This window comes from Dasania sp. GY-MA-18, from assembly GCF_024734385.1.
Classification (GTDB): Bacteria; Pseudomonadota; Gammaproteobacteria; order Pseudomonadales; family Dasaniaceae; genus Dasania; species Dasania phycosphaerae.
In genome coordinates this window covers 139,789-155,670 of the sequence record NZ_JANHAP010000006.1, presented here as the reverse complement: position 1 = coordinate 155,670, position 15,882 = coordinate 139,789, and the positions used below count along the sequence as shown (strand labels likewise).

The 15,882-nt window shown below is 48.8% G+C and carries 13 protein-coding genes; 3 read left to right on the top strand and 10 right to left on the bottom strand.

Annotated features, from left to right (window positions below; translation table 11 throughout):
• Window positions 1-52: 52 nt before the first annotated feature.
• The 4 genes from NO559_RS08950 to phoB all read right to left on the bottom strand — a co-directional run bounded on the left by NO559_RS08950 (window position 53) and on the right by phoB (window position 4,307).
• Entirely contained in the window at window positions 53-901 is an 849-nt protein-coding gene (locus NO559_RS08950; protein WP_258331475.1) for an ABC transporter substrate-binding protein, read from the bottom strand.
• A 301-nt stretch (window positions 902-1,202) separates the two neighbouring features.
• The gene (locus NO559_RS08945; RefSeq protein WP_258331474.1) at window positions 1,203-2,189 is read right to left on the bottom strand and encodes a PstS family phosphate ABC transporter substrate-binding protein; all 987 of its coding nucleotides are present in this window, start codon (window positions 2,187-2,189) and stop codon (window positions 1,203-1,205) included.
• 111 nt (window positions 2,190-2,300) lie between these two features.
• Window positions 2,301-3,602 (bottom strand): phosphate regulon sensor histidine kinase PhoR, encoded by a 1,302-nt coding sequence (gene phoR, locus NO559_RS08940; RefSeq protein ID WP_258331473.1) that lies wholly within the window; start codon window positions 3,600-3,602, stop codon window positions 2,301-2,303.
• A gap of 6 nt (window positions 3,603-3,608) precedes the next feature.
• A complete protein-coding gene (gene phoB, locus NO559_RS08935; RefSeq protein WP_258331472.1) occupies window positions 3,609-4,307 on the bottom strand; it encodes a phosphate regulon transcriptional regulator PhoB in 699 nt (232 codons plus the stop codon).
• Window positions 4,308-4,495: 188 nt separating this feature from the next.
• Here phoB and NO559_RS08930 point away from each other — a divergent pair, with 188 nt between their 5' ends.
• The gene (locus NO559_RS08930) at window positions 4,496-6,745 is read left to right on the top strand and encodes a YgiQ family radical SAM protein (RefSeq protein ID WP_328488322.1); all 2,250 of its coding nucleotides are present in this window, start codon (window positions 4,496-4,498) and stop codon (window positions 6,743-6,745) included.
• 467 nt (window positions 6,746-7,212) lie between these two features.
• Here NO559_RS08930 and NO559_RS08925 read toward each other — a convergent pair whose 3' ends face one another.
• Together NO559_RS08925 and rlmKL are read right to left on the bottom strand one after the other, a co-directional pair.
• Entirely contained in the window at window positions 7,213-7,794 is a 582-nt protein-coding gene (locus NO559_RS08925) for a hypothetical protein (protein ID WP_258331471.1), read from the bottom strand.
• Window positions 7,795-8,375: 581 nt separating this feature from the next.
• Window positions 8,376-10,559, bottom strand: a complete 2,184-nt coding sequence (gene rlmKL / locus NO559_RS08920) for a bifunctional 23S rRNA (guanine(2069)-N(7))-methyltransferase RlmK/23S rRNA (guanine(2445)-N(2))-methyltransferase RlmL (protein ID WP_258331470.1) — start codon at window positions 10,557-10,559, stop codon at window positions 8,376-8,378.
• A gap of 380 nt (window positions 10,560-10,939) precedes the next feature.
• On the opposite strand from rlmKL, the gene rmf reads away from it, so the two are divergent.
• Window positions 10,940-11,143 carry a ribosome modulation factor gene (gene rmf / locus NO559_RS08915; protein WP_258331469.1) on the top strand — a complete coding sequence of 68 codons (204 nt, stop codon included), beginning with the start codon at window positions 10,940-10,942 and terminating at the stop codon, window positions 11,141-11,143.
• A 136-nt stretch (window positions 11,144-11,279) separates the two neighbouring features.
• Here the strand turns inward: rmf and NO559_RS08910 are convergent, their stop codons facing one another.
• From NO559_RS08910 to NO559_RS08895, 4 genes are all read right to left on the bottom strand, one after another.
• Window positions 11,280-11,984: an amidotransferase gene (locus tag NO559_RS08910; protein WP_258331468.1), complete on the bottom strand. Its 705-nt coding sequence runs from the start codon at window positions 11,982-11,984 to the stop codon at window positions 11,280-11,282.
• A 183-nt stretch (window positions 11,985-12,167) separates the two neighbouring features.
• A complete protein-coding gene (locus NO559_RS08905) occupies window positions 12,168-13,187 on the bottom strand; it encodes a quinone-dependent dihydroorotate dehydrogenase (protein WP_258331467.1) in 1,020 nt (339 codons plus the stop codon).
• Window positions 13,188-13,266: 79 nt separating this feature from the next.
• Window positions 13,267-13,485, bottom strand: a complete 219-nt coding sequence (locus NO559_RS08900; RefSeq protein ID WP_258331466.1) for a DUF2835 domain-containing protein — start codon at window positions 13,483-13,485, stop codon at window positions 13,267-13,269.
• Between the two features lie 96 nt (window positions 13,486-13,581).
• Entirely contained in the window at window positions 13,582-14,211 is a 630-nt protein-coding gene (locus NO559_RS08895) for a TetR/AcrR family transcriptional regulator (protein ID WP_258331465.1), read from the bottom strand.
• Window positions 14,212-14,362: 151 nt separating this feature from the next.
• Between NO559_RS08895 and NO559_RS08890 the strand changes: the two genes are divergently transcribed.
• Window positions 14,363-15,805 carry a sodium:solute symporter family protein gene (locus NO559_RS08890; RefSeq protein WP_258331464.1) on the top strand — a complete coding sequence of 481 codons (1,443 nt, stop codon included), beginning with the start codon at window positions 14,363-14,365 and terminating at the stop codon, window positions 15,803-15,805.
• Window positions 15,806-15,882: the final 77 nt, after the last annotated feature.

The following is a 15,882-nucleotide window of genomic DNA, read 5'->3' as shown; positions in this document are numbered from 1 at the left end:
ATGCCACAACTACGGGCTCAGGGCTAAAAGCTATTCATGCAATAGGGGGGGATCAGTTTACGGGGTCTATCTCATCAGCCAATACTTGTTGGTAATCCTTACCAAAGCGCTGATATAAGCGTTGTAGCTCGCCACTTTTTTGCATGGCCGCCATACGCCTATCGTAAATGTCGCTAAAGCGCTGGCCGCGGGGGTCATTGTGAAACAAGGGGTACAGCTTGCGGGTAGCCACCAACTCCTTACGCCAGGCTACCGCCTTTGCCACATCGGTATCTACCAACACATCCAGATCGCTGCGGTCATTGAGATAGCAATCAATTTTGCCCTTAATTAACATTTTAAAACCCTGTTCACCGCTATTTAGCAGGGTTACAGGGTGCTGCTCTAAACCTAGGTGTATATCGTAGTTATAACCTCTAAGCCATGCCAAGCGCTTACTGCTATCAGCTTTAAGTTGCTGCCAGCTAAGAGTGGATTCAGGCGCAAATACGGCCTCCACATATTCAACAAAAATAGGGTAATGGGGGAAAATAATACGCTCCAGCTGGTACTGCGGGCTTTTTGCCAAGTGCTGCCTACCCCAATCAGCGAGCATCACATCGGCATGCTCACCACTATGCAGGCTGGCGATGCCACGCAGTATGGGATGTATGCGTATATTAACGGCCACGCCTGCGGGCTCAAACACTGCTTTAAGCAACTCAAAATACAGGCCGCTACCATCGGCATTGCTATAACCCGGCCAGCGCTCTGACACCACATACAGCGTATCTTTTTGCTTGCTGCTGTCATGGGCCAAAACCCATGCACTTGCCGCCATTAACAGCGACAATAGCATTGCCTGCAGCAAGCGCGGGGCTAATAAAGCCTTGGTCAACTGTTTGCTAATTACTGTATACATACCTTAAAGAATACCACCAATATCATTATTGTTTTTATTAATAGCATAACTACCCGCCCCGCCGTTTTAGCCGCCGCCAGTTTTGCTGTTGTTTTAGGCTAACACTAAAAAGTTGACTATAAATTAACCCATCAACTTAACGGGGGGCGTCATTCTAAAGACCCAGCACCATAACCCTATAAGGGATAATACCTACTCAGCAACAGCAATACTGTTTTCATCCGCACAAATTGATCAGCCAAAAAAAAGGCCGGTCACAATGACCGGCCTTAACAATAACTACGCTAAGTGATATTGCGGCTTATAAGCCTAGCTTTTGTAAGGTTTTTTCAGCGACTTTTGCAGGTAATGGTATGTAGCCATCTTTCACTACCACTTGCTGGCCCGCTTTTGATAACACCAATTTAATAAACTCACGCTCCATAGGGGCTAAAGGCTTATTTGGTGCCTTGTTGATGTACACATAGAGGAAGCGCGACAATGGGTAGGCGCCGCTAACCGCATTTTCAGGGGTAGCCTCTACCGCTTTATCGCCAACATTTTTCGCCAAAGGCACTGCACGTACACTAGAGGTTTTATAACCTATGCCCGAGTAACCTATACCATTGATTGATGTCGCCACTGACTGCACCACTGAGGCAGAGCCAGGCTGTTCATTAACGGTGTTTTTAAAGTCGCCCTTACACAAGCCCTTCTTTTTAAAATAACCGTAGGTACCTGATACTGAGTTGCGGCCAAACAGCTGTATGTCGCGGTTAGCCCAAGCGCCGCTTAAGCCAGCTTTACCCCAAGTGTTAATGTCGTTGTTAGAGCCACATTTGCGAGTAGAAGAAAAAATCGCATCTACATCGGTAATGCTTAAACCTTTAATAGGATTATCTTTGTGTACATAGACCGCCAAAGCATCTATGGCTACAGGCACCGCTGTAGGTTTGTAACCAAACTTGGCCTCAAAGGCTGCCAGTTCTTTATCTTTCATCTTGCGGCTCATGGGGCCTATGTTAGAGGTACCCTCAGTTAAAGCCGGAGGCGCAGTAGAAGAGCCCGCCGCTTGAATTTGTATATTCACATTAGGGTAAAAGCGCTTAAAATCTTCGGCCCATAAAGTCATTAAGTTAGCCAAAGTATCTGAACCCACGCTGGAAAGATTACCCGATACACCACTGGCTTTTTGATAAACAGGCAAAGCTGCATCTACCGCTGTTGCCGCCGTACTGACCGCCGAACCCAGCACGCTGGCACTAACGGCTATAGCTGTAGCTATTTTTTTAAAACTGTTAATCGTCATTCGTTTTCTCCAAACACTTGTTATCAACATGATGGGGACACTGTAAAAAAACTTTGTTACAGCTATGTGACATATTCTTGAAACATTTAAGACAGGATTAAATCGCCGCAATTACGACTGTTTAAGCTGGCATTGACTCAGGGGAAAATAACAAGCAAAGCTGCTGCCCTGGCCCACAGTACTAGTAATTTTCAACTCGCCGTGATGGCGTAATAGCACGTGCTTAACTATGGCTAGACCCAAGCCGGTGCCACCGGTTTGGGTGGAGCGGCTTTTATCCACCCTATAAAAACGCTCGGTTAAACGGGGGATATGATGGGCCTCTATACCCAGGCCGTTATCACTTACTTGTAAACAGGCCTTATCGCCATCCACATACCAGCGCACCTGAATCTTGCCGTTATCGTTGCTGTATTTGGCGGCATTCATCACTAAATTGGTAAAAGCACTGCGCAGGGCTTCAGCTTCGCCGCGCAGGCTTAGGCGCTCATCGCAATCCAGCTCTATCAGGCGCTGCTGGTTAAACACCGCCAGTACCTCTTCGCGTATTTGCCGCAACAGCGGGCACACTACGACCACCGCATGCTCGCCTTCGTCCGGCACGGTTTCCAAGCGGGTTAGTACAATTAAATCTTTAATCAGGTTTTCCATGCGCCGCACCTGCTCCAGCATTTGCTGAAAGGCGCGCTTATAGCGCGGGGCACTTGCGATTTCACTGTCGACAAAGGTTTCTAAATAACCATTAACCACCGTGAGCGGGGTGCGCAATTCGTGGGAAACATTGCCCACAAAGTCTTTGCGCATTTCTTGCAGCCTGTGGGTATGGGTAATATCGCGGGCAAACATCAGGCGGCTGCCGCGGCCAAAAAAAGTGAGTTGAAATTGCAGCTGTTTATCTAACTGATGTGGCGATGCAATTTCTAAAGGCGTTTGGTATTCATTGGCCTCGTAGTAGTGAATAAACTCAGGGCTGCGTATCAGGTTAACCAGTTGCTGGCCGGCATCTTCGGGGTGGCGCAAACCCAGTAAACGGCGTGCCGCCAAATTGCACCACTCTATATTGCCGTTTTGATCTATCATCACCGCGGCATCACCCAGCGAGGCCAGTGAGTCGCGCAGATAATCCACCGCGCCTTGCAGGCGTTGGCGCTCTTCGCGGTTTTGCCTTTGCAGGCGGTAAATGCCATCCAGCATATCACCCCACAGGCCGGTGGACTCCGGTGGGTCACTGCCATCTTCGGCAATTAGCCAGCGCTGCACCCGCAGCAACTGCCTAAAGGTACCGGCTATATAGAGCAGCGCCGCTAGCAATAACGCCAACAATAGATGGCCTGCTAACCAACCCAAGACTAAGGCCACAGTAAATAACTGGGCCAGCTGCTTGAGCTCTACCATCCAATTAATACGCTGCATCAAGCTTTAACTCGCGGTAGAAAAACGATAGCCGGTACCCCGCACCGTTTGCACCATATTGGCATAGGCTTCGGTATCTTGGCTAAGGGCTTTGCGCAGACGGCGTATGTGTACGTCTACGGTGCGCTCTTCCACATAAACATTGCCACCCCACACATGGTCCAGTAACTGGCCACGGCTGTAGGCGCGCTCTTGGTGGGTTAAAAAGAATTTTAATAGCCGAAACTCGGTAGGCCCCATATCCACGGCTTTTTTATCGATAAAGACGCGGTGGCTGGCAGGGTCTAATTGTAAACCATTGACCTCTATTGCTGGCTCGCTTTCACCGGCACCGGTGCGGCGCAGCACGGCTTTAATACGCGAGATTAACTCCCTGGGGGCAAAGGGCTTGCTAATGTAATCGTCGGCCCCTACGTCCAAACCCTGGATTTTATTATCTTCCTCGGTTTTGGCCGTGACCATAATCACCGGCATGCTGGCGGTAAGCTCATCGCGGCGCAGGCGGCGCAAAAACTCTATGCCACTGCCGCCGGGCAGCATCCAATCCAAGAGTATTAGGTCGGGGTTTTTATCTATCACTAAACTGTGAGCATCTTGAATATTACTGGCTTCCAAGCAGTTTAAACCCGCCATCTCTAAGGCCATGACTATCATTTCGCGTATGGCCATTTCATCATCGACCACTAAAATGGTTTTCTCATTCATGTAACTGTAAACCTTACGATTATTTTCCGTACATCAATTAAAACCAATAAACATGACAGTTTTGTGACATCCAGTTGACGGGCTGGGATTATAAACACATAGCAGCGTGAATCCCAACACCGGCAAAGACCAAGTATTTTTCTCAAGTTAATGTATAATGGCCACTCTTTGTCTACTGTTATTACATCATGTCTAAGCACGCTCTAGCCAAGGCTATCAACAGCCCAGCCCAAGCCACCCCAGGATTATTCTCATACCGCCAGTATTGGGCGGAATGCTTTGGTGTCGCCCCCTTTCTCCCCATGACCCGCGCCGAAATGGACGTACTGGGCTGGGATAGCTGTGACATCATCATCGTCACCGGCGATGCCTATGTGGATCACCCCAGCTTTGGCATGGCAGTCATAGGCCGGGTGCTAGAGGCACAGGGGTTTAGAGTGGGCATTATCGCCCAACCTGACTGGCGCTCTAAAGACGCCTTTATGCAGCTGGGCAAGCCCAACCTGTTTTACGGCGTAGCTGCGGGCAATATGGACTCCATGATTAACCGCTACACCGCCGACCGCAAACTGCGCCACGACGATGCCTACTCCCCCAATGACGAGGGCGGCAAACGCCCAGACCGCGCCGTTAATGTATACAGCCAGCGCTGCAAAGAGGCCTATAAAGGTGTACCGGTAGTGATAGGCTCTATAGAGGCCAGCCTGCGCCGCATTGCCCATTACGACTACTGGAGCGACAAGGTACGCCGCTCAGTATTGCTAGATTCCAAGGCCGATATGCTGGTGTACGGCAATGCCGAACGCGCCATAGTCGATATCGCCCATCGCCTGGCTCAGGGTGAAGCCATTGATGAAATACGCGATTTACGCGGCACCGCCTTTATGCGCAACAGCATACCCGCGGGCTGGACCGTAATAGACTCCAGCGAAGTCGACCAAATAGGCCCCATAGACCCTAAGATCAACCCCTACCAAGTTACCGAAGAGGGTGGCAACGAGGGCTGCGAGAAATCCAAGCTCGCCGAAGAAACCGCCAGCAGTGAGCTGCAGGCCGTGCGCATCATAGACCCGCTCACCGCCCGCAAAGAAAAAATCGGCCGCGAGCGCAGCGTCATACGCCTGCCCGCCTACGAAAAAGTTAAAAACGAGCCCATGTACTACGCCCATGCGTCACGGGTATTACACTTGGAAACCAACCCCGGCAACGCCCGCGCCCTGGTACAAGCTCACGGCAACCGCGAAGTGTGGCTAAACCCACCGCCTATACCGCTGGAAACCGACGAGATGGACGCGGTGTTTGGCCTGCCCTACCAGCGCGTGCCACACCCCAGCTACGGCGATGCCCGCATCCCCGCCTACGAGATGATACGCTTCTCGGTAAACATCATGCGCGGCTGCTTTGGCGGCTGTACCTTCTGCTCGATTACCGAACACGAAGGCCGCATTATTCAAAGCCGCTCGCAGGAATCCATTATTCAAGAGGTAGAAGCCATACGGGATAAAACCCCAGGCTTTACCGGCGTCATCTCCGACCTGGGTGGCCCCACCGCCAATATGTGGCGCTTAAATTGTAAAAGCAAAACCATAGAGCAAAACTGTCGCCGCCTATCCTGCGTATACCCCGGCATATGCAAAAGCCTCAACACCGACCAAATGCCCTTAGTAGAGCTATACCGCGAAGCCCGCGAACTGCCCGGCATTAAAAAAGTATTGATAGCCTCGGGCCTGCGCTACGACCTGGCAGTAGAAACCCCCGAATACGTGCAAGAGCTAGTCACCCACCACGTAGGCGGCTACTTAAAAATTGCCCCCGAACACACCGAAGGCGGCCCGCTATCTAAAATGATGAAGCCGGGCATGGGCACCTACGACCGCTTTGCCAAAATGTTTGAGAAATACTCCAAACTGGCGGGCAAAAAACAATACCTCATCCCCTACTTTATCGCCGCCCACCCCGGCACCAGCGATGAAGACATGATGAACCTAGCGCTGTGGCTAAAAGGCAACGGCTTTAGAGCCGACCAGGTGCAGGCCTTTTACCCCTCGCCCATGGCCAGCGCCACCGCCATGTACTACTCCGAGAAAAACCCGCTGAAAAAAATCGGCCGCGACAGCGAAACCGTAAAAACCCCACGCGGCCTAAAACACCGCCGCTTACACAAAGCGTTTTTACGCTACCACGACGCCGACAACTGGCCCATGCTGCGCGAAGCCCTGAAAAAAATGGGCCGCTCTGATTTGATAGGCACCGGTAAAAAACATTTAATACCGCCGCATCAGCCTAAAACCTGGGTGGCGAAAAAAGGCAATATGCTGACTCAGCATACGGGTTTGCCGCCGCGCGATGATGGCAGTAGGCCGGGTAAGAAGGCGGCTTATAGGAGTACTAATAACCGTAAGAATACAGTGGCGGGGAGTAAGAGGCGGGGTAGATAGTTTGCTGGCCTTGGCGGCCTGCGAGCGAGCACTTTGTCATGCCGGGCCACGACCCGGTATCTATTTTGTCATACCGGGCTTGACCCGGTATCCATACGACCTAGCTTGGTTTTCTGTATTATTTTTTATTGGAATTAATTCTGCCTTTCCGCCTTGCTGGGCGGGTTACTTTCTTTTGCTTGCCCAAAAGAAAGCTAACCAAAGAAAAAGGCACCCCTAGTCCATCGCCCTTCGGGTACCCTGTGCTACTCAAAAACTAGCGGCCGCTGCGGAACTCGCATTTTGAAGATATTTAATCTTCAAAATACTCAAACAGTCCTCGCTGCTTCGCGCCGCTACTTTTCCTCCGTTGCTCGGCGACTCCCAAGGGGAATTGGGAGCTTCGTAGTAAGTTTTTTTTATGAGAAACAAAGATTGCTTGCCACGTCCTTTTGATCCTTGGTGCTAGCGAGTGTTATGCCTGTTTGTTAGATTCTTTTAAAGCTACTTACAAAGCTATCGTATATATCAAACATTTTTTTACTGCCTGGCTTATTCCAAGACTCGATTCGACTTAAATCATAGGCCACTGAAATCGATAACACTCTATTTCCATACAGTACAGAAGTGCTCTTGAGCATCAGTAGTTTGTCACCACTCTTAGTTTTGACCTCAAAAGATACAGCCGGATTACCATTCGCAACCAATCGAGATATATTTATTGCAACCCCCTCATCGATTGGGTTGAATACATTTTTTGAAAAACTAGGAATAAATGACTTTTCTGTTTTTTCGAAAAACTGCTCCTCATCCATTGAGTCAATCTTGTACCACGTAAGCATGTAGCGCTCAGCAATATAACCATGACACTCATGAAATCCAACAGTTTCAGATGTCTCACCAACATCTTCCTCAATTTTTAAACAAAAGCCACTATCAATAGGATTTTTAACAGTAAATTCCGCAGATTGACTTGTATATACCCCGTTGTTCAGTCGTACTGCCCAGCCCGCAACATTCGTGCAGGACATCAGAAATATAAATGACAAAAATAAACAGATATTCTTCATTAGCAACCTTAAATCCAACAATTTAATTGAGCCTAATAGGTATATTTAGTAATTATGACTACATTTACAAAAATATCAGCCTATGCATACACTTAACCCTGAATATACACATTATCGAACGCCTATATCTAGGCATATTTATGCAAACTATTCACACCCCAACCATTTAAACTCAAACACCCACCAAAACCAACTACGGAGCACCCAATTCCCCTTGGGAGTCGCCGAGCAACGGAGGAAAATAACGGCACGAAGTAGCGAGCACTGTCCGAGCAAAAAACGATTGAGTATCGTTTTTTGTGAGTTGCGCAGCGGCCGTTATTTTTTGAGTAGCGCAGGGTACCCGAAGGGCGGCGTACTAGGGGTGCCCTTTGCTTTGGTTACTTTCATTTGGGCAAGCAAATGAAAGTAACCCGCCCAGCAAGGCGGAAAGGCAGCAATTATCACAATAAAAAAACAATACAGAGAACTTAGACCAACCACTTGGATACCGGCTCGGAGGCCGGTATGACGGAGGCTCTATTCGTAGCCCGGCAGAGCCTTCCCCATAAGCGAAGCGAGTGCCTTGGGCACGACAACAATTACCCCTTATGCTTAATAAACCAACACTGATGTATCTTAGTAGAACGCTGAAAATCCTTATCCAATGACCAACGCGTTTTATCCTCTACCTGATACTTCTCACCAATACTATCAGCCAAAGTAAACTTACGATGGTTATTAGAAAATATCAGCACCCCATCCTGGGCTAACACCGCCATGGTGGCGTCGATAAACTCTTCCTGGTCGCGCTGTATATCTAAAGTTCCTTCCATTTTTTTAGAGTTAGAAAAGGTAGGCGGGTCTAACAATATTAAATCGTAAACATTGTCACAGGTTTTTAACCACTCGCGCACGTCGGCTCTGTGAGTGCGGTGGCTGAGCTCGCTTAAACCGTTTAAGGCCAGGTTCTTTTTCGCCCAATCTAAATAGGTGGCCGATAAATCCACGCTATCGGTAAAGGTAGCACCACCCACGGCGGCATGTACAGATGCGGTGGCGGTATAGCAAAACAAATTTAAGAAGCGCTGGCCTTTGGCCATTTCGGCGATTTTTAAACGCACTAGGCGATGGTCTAAAAACAAGCCTGTGTCTAAGTAGTCGGTGAGGTTAACCAGTAATTTGGTTTGGCCTTCGGTGACTTCTTGGTAGCTTTTTTCTTCTTTGTATTTTTGGTATTGATTGGTGCCTTTTTGGCGCAGGCGTTGTTTTAACACTATATCTTCGGGGCGCACTTCTAAGGCTACGGGTATGGCTGCCATCACTTCTTTTAAACGGGTGGCGGCGGCTTCGGGATTAACCGAGGCGGGGGCTACATATTCTGCTACGTGTATCTGGCCGTTGTAGTCGTCTACTGCTACCGCGTACTCGGGCATGTCGGCATCGTATAAGCGATAACAAGTAATCTCGTTTTGTTTTTTCCATTTAGCCAATTGCTTGCGGTTTTTCTTTAAGCGGTTGGCAAACATTTGTGCGCCGCTGCTAAGCACCACATCGGTTAGGGTTTTGTTATCGACAGTAGCGCCCACTTGGCGACTTTTATCGTCAACAAAATATTGCTGTTCAATAGAAAACATTAACAGTTTGCTGGGGATGGGGCCGTTATATAGCTGGTATTGCTTGCGGCTTTTAATACCCATTTGCTTACCCAGGTCGGGGTTGCCGGTAAACACGCAGGCCTGCCAACCGGCAAATTCTTTGCGCAGGGTTTGGCCTAGGTGACGGTATAAATGCACCAGCGATTCTACCTCGCCCAAGCGCTCGCCATAAGGGGGGTTAGTTAAAATCAAGCCGTAATCATTTGTGATATGGGTGGGCTTTACAAAATTAGCCAGCTCTTTGCGCAGCACCCGCACCTTGCCCTCTAGGCCAGCGTTGGTGATATTGCGCATGGCAGCGTCCACCGCTTTGGGGCTGGCATCGTAGCCGCGTATTTCTGGCCACTGGCGATTAAGGGCTTCGGCTTTAATGGCTTCGGCTTCACTCACTATGGCCTGCCACACTTTGGGCTGGTGGCCCAACCAGCGGTCAAAGCCCCAGTACAGGCGCAACAGGCCGGGGGCGATATTGGCCGACATCAGTGCTGCTTCTATTAATAGCGTGCCAGAGCCACACATGGGGTCGTATAACACGCCGCCTCTGGCAGCTACGGCGGGCCAGTCGGCGCGCAATAGTATGGCCGCGGCCAGGTTTTCTTTTAAGGGGGCTAGGCCGCCGCTTTCGCGGTAGCCGCGTTTGTGCAGGCTCTCGCCCGATAGATCTATGGCCACGGTGACCTTGCCCTTACCTACCCGTATATTGATGAGCAGGTCGGGGTTTTGGGCATCGATATTAGGGCGGCGGCCTTCGCGCTCGGTGAAGTAATCGGCTATGGCATCTTTGGCTTTAAGCGCACCAAAGTGGGTGTGTTTGATTTCGCTCATGCCGCCGGAAAAGTCTATGGCGAAGGTGTTGTCTAGGCCCAAATGCTCAGCCCACTCTACCGCTTTCACGCCATTGTAATAGTCATCCAGGTTGCGGCAGTCGCTTACCGACAATATCAGCAGCACGCGGTTAGCCAGGCGCGACCACAGGCAGCAGCGGTAGGCCAGCTCTAAGGAGCCAGAAAAAAACACGCCCCCTACCGTTTCTTTGGCCTTTTCGGCTTGCAGTTGTTTTAGCTCATCCAGCAATAATGACTCTAGGCCTTTAGGGCAACTGGCAAAAAACGATAATGTGTGGGACATGAATAATACCTAGGGGATTTAGATGATGTTGTGCTTAGCGCGGCTTATACAATAACTACAGGCTATCGTGCATTTTTCGCTCAAGCCCAAGTCATTGTAATAAAAGCCGTTTTTTTGGTTATACCTAAAATCACTTAAAGCGGCTTGGGATAGTCAAAATCGGCAGTCGACAAAGCTGTGGGCAATTTGCTTAGATTGAGTTTCGCGCTGCGAGTGCATTCTAGCATTCATCAGTGCCCGCTAGAACGATTGCTTAACAGAAACTAATAACAGGCAGTGATATAGCAGTATGAGGCTTTACCCAAACCCTTCTTTTCTTTCTCCCCGATTAACCACAACCGTGGTGTTAAACCGTGATATTAACTAACGAGGCGTAATCTATGAGACGACAAAAACGTGACCAATCTGAACGCGCATTCCAAAAAGGCTATATGGCTGGCGTTAATGGTAAAAACAAGGAGCAATGTCCCCATGAACAAGAGGCAATACGGCAACAGTGGTTAACCGGCTGGCGCGAAGGGCGCACTGATCAATGGGATGGTTATACCGGCGTTTCGGGTTTACACAAAGTCGAAATAAGATGAGTGTATACATCACGTAGTCAACATTTAGCCAATCAGGCTACATAAATATCAACCAAAACTAACGCATAAACAGCAAGCAATAAAAAAGGCCCGCGAGGGCCTTTTTTATTGCTGTCACTTTGCTGCTAACGCAGGATTAAACCTGCTCTACAAAGTCACATACCAATTTGGCAATTTTCTTACCGTCGTGACCGTATTGTAAAGAGCCCAAGAAACGCTCGTACTGCTCAGGGGTTAGTGAGTCTTTACGCTTGTTAATAATGTACTCTGAGTAGCCCTCTACAAATTCGGGGTGGCCTTGGAAGCAAATAACATGCTTATCAACGGTGTAAGCGGCGATGGGGCAAAACTCACTGCTGGCAATAATGGCGGCACCTTTAGGCTCGGTTAATACCTGGTCTTGGTGGCTGACTAATAAGCTAAAGCCCTCGCCCTCTAACGCTATGGGGCTATTCTCTTTGTTCCAGGTATACGACATGCGGCCCATGCCCCAGCCCTGTGGCGCACGGCCCATCTCAGCCCCTAAGATCAAGGCTATTAACTGGTGGCCAAAGCACACGCCGATTAGCTTTTTCTTTTCTGCCATTAGCTGCTCGGTGCGCTTTTTAAGCTCTAGCACCCACTCTTCCTGGCCGAAGGCATCGCAGCGGCTGCCCGATAGCAATACCGCATCGTAGTCGTCAAAGCTTTCGGGGTACTGCATATTCATAGCATCAAACACGTCTACCTCTATGTCGGGCTTGGCCGAGCGGAATAAATCGGTAAACAGTACGCCATAGCTGGGGTAACGGTCGGCTACTACATCATCGATAATATCGTTTTCTAATACACACAACTTCATGCTTTAACTCCAAATCTTTAAAACCTGCCGGTTTGATGCCCAACGCCCTGCCTATAGGGCTCAGCCCTGTAAGCACTCAAATTTTGGGGGCTAGCTTGCCCCATTCAGCCGCGAAAGCATATACCCCTTTTTTGTATATAAGGAACAACAGCGTTTTGCCGAAATTGGGGCTAAAAGGGCTGGCTATTTCAGCCGTTTAATGGCATTGGCGGCGGCCGCTATCAGGGCCGGGCCTTGATAGATAAAGCCTGAGTACAGCTGCACCAAGGCGGCACCAGCGGTGATTTTGTCGGCAGCACTCTGGCCGTCGACTATGCCGCCCACGCCGATTATGGGCAGCTTGCCCTCTAAAGCCTGGGCAAATTTGGCAATCACCTCGGTAGAGGCCTCAGTTAGCGGTGCACCGCTTAAGCCGCCAGCCTCGTCACCATGGGGCAGATGAGCCACTTTATCGCGAGCGATGGTGGTGTTGGTGGCGATTACGCCGTCTATGCCGTGTTTGACCAGCGAGGCCGCCACCGACTTAATATCATCATCGGCCATATCGGGGGCGATTTTCACCGCCACGGGCACATAGCGGCCATGCTTGTCGGCCAGCAATTGCTGCTCGGCCTTGAGCTGGGCCAGCAGCTGCTCTAAGGGCTCGCCAAACTGTAAATCACGCAGCCCCGGCGTATTCGGTGAAGACAGGTTCACCGTAATATAGGAGGCAAACTCATAGACCTTGCGCATGCAAATCAGGTAATCATCTACCGCACGCTCGGCAGGGGTATCTTTGTTTTTACCTATGTTAATGCCTAGCACGCCTTTGTAGCGGCTCTTTTTGACCTGCTCGACCAGGTAATCCACCCCCTCATTATTAAAACCCATGCGGTTGATAATGGCCTGTGCAGCGGGCAAACGAAACAAACGCGGCGCTGGGTTACCGGGCTGGGGCTTAGGGGTAATGGTGCCTACTTCTATAAAGCCAAAACCCAGAGCCCCTAGGCCGTCGATATAATCGGCGTTTTTATCTAAACCTGCCGCCATACCCACTGGGTTAGGGAAGCGAATACCCATCACCTCCACCGGGTTGGGTTCGGGCCTGGCCGCCACTAAACCGCTAAGGCCGCACTTATTCAGCAGCTTAATTGCCCCTAGGGCTAAGTGGTGAGAGGTTTCAGTGGGCAAACAAAATAACAGGCCGCGCATTAGGCTATACATGGGAGGTGCTCTTTAGAAGGGTTGCTAATAGGCGCGCATGATATAGCAAAGGGCTGTGGCTATAAAGCCGCCCGCCAGCTTAACAGCGCTCTATAGCCTGATACTTGCCCTGCTCGTTAAAGCGTATACGAAAGCGACCGTGCACCCCATTGCGGGTCACAAAGCGCTGTAAAATGTTGGCGGGGAAATGCACCCTGCGGCCGTCCACACTGGTAGCGGACACATTGATGCCGGGGCTTTGGTAGTTTTTTAAATATTCATCGGCGCTAATGGCCAAGTTCACGATAATTTCTTGCATGTTAGTCAAAGGCTTAAGCTCACTACAACATCGTATTAGCCACTAATTTAGCGCATGCGAGCAACGAGAGAGCATTTAATCTTCCCCTCGCAGATTTTAGCCGCACACCTCACGAAAACCTGCAGCTATAAACGGTATCATACGCTCATAGGCAGCATCGAAATCTGATGACAGACATTTACCACCAGAGAGTTTATCTATGCGACCGGTTTGCGCCAAGGTTAGCGCCAAGGCACCTGAAACATAGTGATAACACCAGTGTATATCCTCTTCTTTGGCCTTTGGGAAAGCACCTTTTAGAGCCGTAATAAACTCTTCAACCCGAATATCATAAACCTTGCCCATCATCGCCTTGCTCCACAAAGGAGAGATCATGACATTGGCTAACAGTGCCAGATAATTTTTCCAACCCGGGTCGCCAGTTTGCTGCGCCATTTTTAGCGGTAATAAAAAAGCTTCAATAATTTGCTCTAGGGTCTGTTTTTTTCCGCTGGATGCCTGTAGTAGCTCTCGGCGTGAAGAGCTGAGTAGCTCAGCACGCCTATCAAATACGGCATGAAATAAATCCAATTTTTTACCGAAGTGGTAATTGGCTAAAGCAACATCCACTTTTGCACGATTTGATATCTGGCGAATAGTCACACCGTCAAAGCCATGCAGCGCAAATAGCTCTTCGGCCACATCTAATATGCGCTCGCTCTTTTCACTTTTGTCTTTTTTAGTCATGGCTGCCTCAAAAATAGTTACCCACAAAAGCTATGGGCATCACGCAATACGTTAGTCGCTGCTGATTATATTTAGTCATTATTTGCATATTCAACACTTGTTGAATATAGTGCATTATCAATGATAAAAATTCAATAGTGGATGTTACCTCATGTTGACCGAAATGTTTAAGTATGGGTTAGTTGGCAGTTACGTTGTATTGATCTATTGGCTGTCGTGGATAGGCATGCGCCGCACCAAAGATATAGGAGGCTTCTCTATAGGCAATAAGGATATGAGCCCCTACCTTATAGGGATTACCCTAGCAGCCTCCATAGCATCCACAGCAACCTTTGTTATCAACCCCGGCTTTATTTATAGCCATGGCCTTTCCGCTTACTTACATTACGGTGTTGCAGGCTCTTTAGGGATTTTATCCGCCTTTCTGTTGCTCTCGCGTGGTTTTCTAAGGCTGGGGGAAGAAAAGCAAGCACTGACCATTCCCGATTGGATTTATCATCGCTATCAGCACCGCGGCTTTAGTCTGTTTTTTGCGTTTATAAATTTATTATCCATCACTTTTGTGGTGCTTATTCTAGTGGGCTGCAGCCTATTAATGACAGGTATTTTCCCTATAGAACAAAAAACCGCTTTAGTTATCGTGCTAGTGTTTGTCTTTTCCTATGTATTAATGGGCGGCACCTACGCCCATGCCTACACCAATACATTACAGGGCATAATGATGATATTGGTCACGGTGGTACTTTTTGTTCAAGGCCTGCATTATTTTGACGGCGGTTTTTTTAGCTCGCTAAAAACGATTAGCCTTTCCTATGCTATGCCCTTTAATAAAGATAGTAATTTGTACTATAGCTTTTTCTCGGTCTTTGGTAGCGGCTTTATTATTACCTTCGCCCTAATGTTGCAACCGCATATATTAACCAAAGTACTCTATCTGCGAAATGAAGCCGATATTGGTAAATTTATTGGCACTACCGTGGTAGTTGGCACTTTGTTTAGCTTAATTTTAATGATTGGCTTTTACGCAAAATTGTCGGGCCTAGAAATAGCTAGCCAGGACACGGTGGTACGTGAATATTTGCTGCATGAATTCAGTGGCTCAGCAATAGACGAATTAACCTTAACCTTTATTTTTATCACCCTGCTAGCCACTGGCATGAGCACCCTAGATGGTATTTTAGTTTCTCTCTCCGCTATGGTAGTCAATGATATTGTTACCCCGTTGAAAGGCAACAAACATCAAGGGCTGGCATGGTCGCGCTGGGTGTTGGTTATTGTAGGTGTCATTGGCTTAACACTGGCTTGGAACCCGCCACCCTTAATTGGCTTGTTTGCGCAAAAAGGGGTTTATGGCCTTGCTGCAGCCTCAGTGGTGCCCATTTTATTTGGGGTGTTAATTCGCGGCCACCTGCCGCTGGCGGTTATCGCCACCGCTGCGGTTATAGGCTTGCTGCTGCACTTTTATTTAAATTTGTTTGGCGGCGTTCTCAACCCTGCGGTATCAGCGAGCTATGCCATTGTTATTTCAGTAATTTTTGCTGTTATCGGGCTATGGATCAAGCGCCAAAAAGCCCCCCATTTATTAAGAGAATAAATAATTAATTGACAACTCAACACTTGTTGAATATATTTTTTTACATCGACTCAACGGTTGTTGAAATTTGTTTTTGT